Raw genomic sequence first — 3,944 nt, forward strand, 5'->3', positions numbered from 1 at the left:
AAACAAATCACCAACTCTCCGTCCGGCCACCCTTCCCACCAACCATCAGCCACCTCACCAGCAGCCAACCGTCAGCCAGTCCAGGCAAACCAGACCTACTTCCCTCGCAGATATACAGTTTGAAAGAGCGATGGGACGAAGCCGCCCTGTCCCCTTTCGGGGCACCCGGTGCCGCCTGTCCCGATACCGCCAACTTGGCGGGGCGCAGAAGATAGCGGGGCGTGCCCGCCGCTTCAAGTGCCCAACGCGTCGTCGTCGGTGGGCGCTATCTAGGCGCCGGGCCGGAGGCTGTCAAACCCCCTCCGGCGATATTCCGGCAGCGGCCCGAAACACGAAGGGGCGCCTCGCGGCGCCCCCGTGGCAACCGCCATGCCCCGCGCCTCAGCTGTCCGCGCGGATGCCGTTCTGCTGAATCACCTGGCCCCAACGCTCGATCTCGTTCGCCACGAAACGCCGGCATTCCTCCGGGGAGGACGCCTTGATGTCGCAGCCCTGCTCCTCGATGCGCGCCTTCACCTCCGGCTCGTTCACCGCCTGGGTGAGTGCCGCATGCATCCGGTCCAGGATCGGCTGCGGCGTCCCGGCACGGCCGAAGAAGGCCCACCAGGTCGGCGCCTCGAAGTCGCCGAAGCCCTGCTGCGCGAAGGACGGCGTGCCGGGCACGTGCCGGCTCTCGGTCCGCGTCGTCACGCCGAGCGGGCGCAGCGTCCCGGCGCGGATATGCTGGCTCACGATCACCACATTGGTCATGAACAGCGGCACCTCGTTGGCCACCGCCGCCGTCACGGCCGGCCCGCCGCCGCGATAGGGCACATGGGTCAGGCGGAAGTTGTTCTGCTGCTGCAGCAGCGTCGTCGCGATATGCGCCAACCCGCCTGCGCCGGAGGTCGCATAGTTCCAGCGATCGGGCTCCCGCCGCGCCGCCGCCACCACGTCCTGGAAGTTGCGGAAGGGCGTGGACTGGTGCGCCACCATGGCCAGCGGCCCGGTCGCCACCAGGCTGACCGGCGCGAAGGCGTCCAAGGTGCGGTAGTTCAGCCGCATCAGCGTCTGGTTGGACGCCTCGTTGTCGTACTGGAACATCCAGGTGGACCCGTCGGCCGGCGCCCGCGCGGCCTCCGCCGCGCCGATCGCGCCGGAGGCGCCGCCGCGGTTCTCGATCACCACCGTCTGGCCGAGGATCGCCGCCAGCCGGGGCTGGAAGATCCGGGCAATGGTGTCGGTGGACCCACCCGGCGCCCATGGCACGATCAGGCGGATCGGCCGGTCCGGCCAGGTCCCTTGCGCCCGCAGCACGGAAGGCGCGGCTACGCCGGTCGCTGCCAGGGCCAGAAGGGTGCGGCGATGCATCTTTGCGTTTCCTCAGCTTCGATGTTGGCGTGCAAGTGCCAATGCCGACCCGCCCGCGCAAGGGGGCCGGCCGGCGGGCGTGTCCTGGCGCCCCCGTTGCGGCATGATCGGGCATGGCCGCCCCGCCCGATTCGGCCCTCGCCCCGCCCGGTCCGCCACCTGCCGACCCCTTCGGCCAGGCCGTGCGCGCCTTCGACGCCTTCGGCCAGCCCAGCCTCGAGCGGGTGGAGGATGGCGTCCCCTATCTGGTGAATGCCTTCTGGACTGCCGGCCAGCGCCAGGCGCATTCCCTGCACGAGGTCAGCTACCGCGCCTGCTTCAAGCCGCAACTGCCGGCCTTCTTCATCGAGCGGCTGACCCGCCCCGGCGAGACGGTCTACGACCCCTTCATGGGCCGCGGCACCACGCCGCTGGAGGCCGCGCTGCGCGGACGGCGTGCCGCTGGCAACGACATCAACCCGCTCGGCGTGATGCTGGCACGGCCGCGGCTACGCCCGGTCACGGCCGAGGCCGTCGCCGCCGCGCTGGCCAGCATCGACTGGCAGGACGGCGCGATCACCGCGCCCGAGCTCCTCGCCTTCTACGGGCCGGCGACGCTCGCCCGGATCGAGGCGCTGCGCCGCTGGCTGCTGCGCGAGGCCCCGCCCGGTGCCGAGCCGGATCCGGTCGCCGGCTGGATACGCATGGTCGCGCTGAACCGGCTGACCGGCCATTCGCCCGGCTTCTTCTCGGTCTACACGCTGCCGCCGAACCAGGCCGTCTCGGTCGCGGCGCAGCGGCGGATCAACGAACGCCGCGGCCAGGTGCCGCCCGAGCGCGACGTCGCCGCGCTGATCCTGCGCAAGACCCGCGCCCTGCTGGCCGATGCGCCGCCACCGGCGCTGCGGACCGCGCCGCCGCCCTGCCTGACCACCGGCCCGGCGGAGCGCAACCCGGCGCTGGCCGACGGCTCCGTCGCGCTGGTCGTGACCTCGCCGCCCTTCCTCGACGTGGTGCAGTATGCCCGCGACAACTGGCTGCGCTGCTGGTTCGCCGGGCTCGACGCCCGCGCCGTGCCGATCGCGCAGCACGGCAGCGTCCCGGCCTGGCAGGCGATGGTGCGTCGGACGCTGGCGGAGATGGCGCGCGTGCTGCGCCCGGGCGGGCATCTCGCCTTCGAGGTCGGCGAGGTGCGCGGCGGCCGCCTGCTGCTGGAACGCCTGGTGTGGGAGGCCGCCGAGGGCCTGCCCTTCGCGCGGCTCTTCGTGATGGTGAACCGGCAGGACTTCACCAAGACCGCGAATTGCTGGGGTGTCGCGAACAACGCGCGCGGCACCAACACCAACCGGATCGTCGTGATGCGGCGGGCGTGACCCCCGGCTTGGCCGGCAGGCCCCCCGGGCCTAGCCTCGGCCCTCCGGAACGAGGAGGAAGCGCAGATGAAGACCGTCCAGGAGATGCTCGCCGCCGCCAACGCCGCGGTCCCCCGTATCGGCGCGGAGGAGGCGAAGTCGCTCGCAGACCAGCCGCATGTCGTGCTGCTCGACGTGCGCGACGCGGCGGAGGTCAAGGCCTCCGGCAAGGCGAAGGGCGCGCTCAACGTCTCGCGCGGGCTGCTCGAGTTCCGCGCCGACCCGGCCTCCGCCCTGCACGACGCCGCCTTCGACCGCGCCAAGACCATCATCGTCTACTGCGCCTCCGGCGGCCGCTCCGCACTCGCCGGCAAGACGCTGAAGGACATGGGCTACACCGACGTGCGCAACCTCGGCGGCTTCAAGGACTGGGTGGAGGCCGGCGGGCCGGTGGAGGAAGTCTGACCCGCATGTCGCCGGACGTCGTCGCCCAGCTCGCCCCCACCGGCGTGCTCCGGGCCGGGATCAACCTGAGCAACTTCCTGCTCGTCACCGGACGCGCGCCGGATGGCGCGCCGCAGGGCGTCGCGCCCGACATGGCGCGCGCCATCGCCGATCGCCTCGGCGTGCCGGTGCGCTACGTACCCTATCCGCGGCCGGGCGAGCTGGCCGACGATGCCGGCAAGGATGCCTGGGACATCGGCCTGATCGGCGCAGAGCCGCAGCGCGCCGAGCGCATCGCCTTCAGCCCCGCCTATTGCGAGATCCAGGCGACCTACCTGGTGCCCGCGGGCTCGCCGATCACCGCCATGGACCAGGTGGACCGCCCGGGCGTCCGGATCGCGGTCGCCGCGCGCGCGGCCTACGACCTCTGGCTGGAGCGCAACATCCGCCAGGCCGCGCTGCACCGCGCGCCCACCCTCGACGCCTCCTTCGAGATCTTCCGCGACCAGGGGCTGGAGGCGCTGGCGGGGCTAAGGCCGAAGCTGCTGGAGGACGCCGCGAAGCTGCCCGGCGCGCGCGTGCTGGAGGGCCAGTTCATGGCCGTGCAGCAGGCGGTCGGCACCGCCCGCGCCAATGCCGCCGCCGCCGCCTTCCTGCGCGACTTCGTCGAGGAGGCGAAGGCGAGCGGGCTGGTCGCGCGGCTGATCGCGACGCACGGCGTGCGGGGACTCTCCGTCGCGCCGGCCGCGTAGGACACGCGACACGGCGCGCGGCTGCGCCTCGCGCTCCGCCGGGGACGCGGTGTGCCGCGGCGCGGTC

Annotated in this window: 4 protein-coding genes; 3 read left to right on the forward strand and 1 reads right to left on the reverse strand. The window is 72.7% G+C overall.

Annotated elements, in window-relative coordinates; all coding sequences use genetic code 11:
- Nucleotides 1-381: 381 nt before the first annotated feature.
- Nucleotides 382-1,350, reverse strand: coding sequence for a Bug family tripartite tricarboxylate transporter substrate binding protein (locus OZN99_RS27205; protein WP_270938363.1), 969 nt, complete (start codon nt 1,348-1,350; stop codon nt 382-384).
- Nucleotides 1,351-1,463: 113 nt separating this feature from the next.
- On the opposite strand from OZN99_RS27205, the gene OZN99_RS27210 reads away from it, so the two are divergent.
- From OZN99_RS27210 to OZN99_RS27220, 3 genes are all read left to right on the forward strand, one after another.
- On the forward strand, nt 1,464-2,702 hold the full coding sequence (locus tag OZN99_RS27210; protein ID WP_270938364.1) for a DNA methyltransferase: 1,239 nt from the start codon (nt 1,464-1,466) through the stop codon (nt 2,700-2,702).
- A gap of 66 nt (nt 2,703-2,768) precedes the next feature.
- Nucleotides 2,769-3,146 (forward strand): rhodanese-like domain-containing protein, encoded by a 378-nt coding sequence (locus OZN99_RS27215; protein WP_270938365.1) that lies wholly within the window; start codon nt 2,769-2,771, stop codon nt 3,144-3,146.
- 5 nt (nt 3,147-3,151) lie between these two features.
- On the forward strand, nt 3,152-3,877 hold the full coding sequence (locus OZN99_RS27220) for a transporter substrate-binding domain-containing protein (RefSeq protein ID WP_270938366.1): 726 nt from the start codon (nt 3,152-3,154) through the stop codon (nt 3,875-3,877).
- Nucleotides 3,878-3,944 lie beyond the last annotated feature (67 nt).

Origin of the sequence: Falsiroseomonas oryzae, from assembly GCF_027856955.1 — a bacterium.
GTDB classification, from domain to species: Bacteria; Pseudomonadota; Alphaproteobacteria; order Acetobacterales; family Acetobacteraceae; genus Falsiroseomonas; species Falsiroseomonas oryzae.

Bases quoted from the DNA above. Each gene is read 5' to 3' on its own strand.
- OZN99_RS27205 (WP_270938363.1), bottom strand. From the start codon at position 1,350: ATGCATCGCCGCACCCTTCTGGCCCTGGCAGCGACCGGCGTAGCCGCG.
- OZN99_RS27210 (WP_270938364.1), top strand. From the start codon at position 1,464: ATGGCCGCCCCGCCCGATTCGGCCCTCGCCCCGCCCGGTCCGCCACCT.
- OZN99_RS27215 (WP_270938365.1), top strand. From the start codon at position 2,769: ATGAAGACCGTCCAGGAGATGCTCGCCGCCGCCAACGCCGCGGTCCCC.
- OZN99_RS27220 (WP_270938366.1), top strand. From the start codon at position 3,152: ATGTCGCCGGACGTCGTCGCCCAGCTCGCCCCCACCGGCGTGCTCCGG.